This window comes from Pseudomonas sp. BN606, assembly GCF_029873115.1.
Classification (GTDB): Bacteria; Pseudomonadota; Gammaproteobacteria; order Pseudomonadales; family Pseudomonadaceae; genus Metapseudomonas.
Genome location: NZ_SSOF01000003.1, coordinates 1 through 840 on the forward strand (window position 1 = coordinate 1; position 840 = coordinate 840).

The 840-nt window shown below is 64.5% G+C and carries 1 protein-coding gene; it reads right to left on the reverse strand.

Annotated elements, in window-relative coordinates:
• On the reverse strand, positions 1 to 840 hold an 840-nt coding region (locus E8E75_RS00015; protein ID WP_280357611.1), incomplete at both ends, for an Ig-like domain-containing protein.

The following is an 840-nucleotide window of genomic DNA, read 5'->3' on the forward strand; positions in this document are numbered from 1 at the left end:
GTGTCGGTGGCAGTGCCGTCGGTGACGGTATAGGTCGCCGTCGGTACCGGGCCGTTGTAGTTCAGCGCCGGGGTGAAGGTGAAGCTGCCATTGGCGTTGATCACCAGGGTGCCGACGCCCGTGAGGGTGGCAGTCTGGCCGGCCAGATAAGTGCTGCCACCGACTTCGAATTGAGTGACGGTCAGGCTGTCGCCATCGATATCGCTGTCATTGGTCAGGACGTTGCCGATGGCCGGCGTGTCCTCGGTGACCGCAATCGGGCCGTCGTTGGAGGCGACAGGTGCGTCATTCTCCGGGGTGACGGTGATATCCAGCGTGGAGCTGCTGCCGGTGTTGGTGGTGTAGGCGATTTGCGGGATGTCACCGTTCCAGTTGGCGACCGGGGTGAAGGTGTAGTTGCCGTTAGCGGCGATGGTCAGGGTGCCGACGCCGGCGATGACGGCGCTGGAGCCCGCGGTGAAGGTGCCGGGCACGCCATTGATGCTGAAGCTGGCGACGGTGAGGACGTTGTCCACATCGCTGTCGTTACCCAGGACGTTGCCAGTGGCCGGGTTGTCCTCGGCCACGGTGTTGGTATCGGCGACCAGGACGGAGGCATCGTCCACCGGGGTGACGTCGGCGAAGCTCAGTTCGGCGGTGTCGGTGAGATTGCCGTCCGAGAGGGTGTAGGTCGCCGTCGGTACCGGGCCGTTGTAGTTCAGCGCCGGGGTGAAGGTGAAGCTACCGTCGCTGTTGATCACCAGGCTGCCGACACCGCTGATGGTGGCGGTCTCGCCTGCCAGATAGCTGCTACCGCCGAAGCTGAAGCCGGTGACGGTCAGGGCATTGCCTTCCGGATCG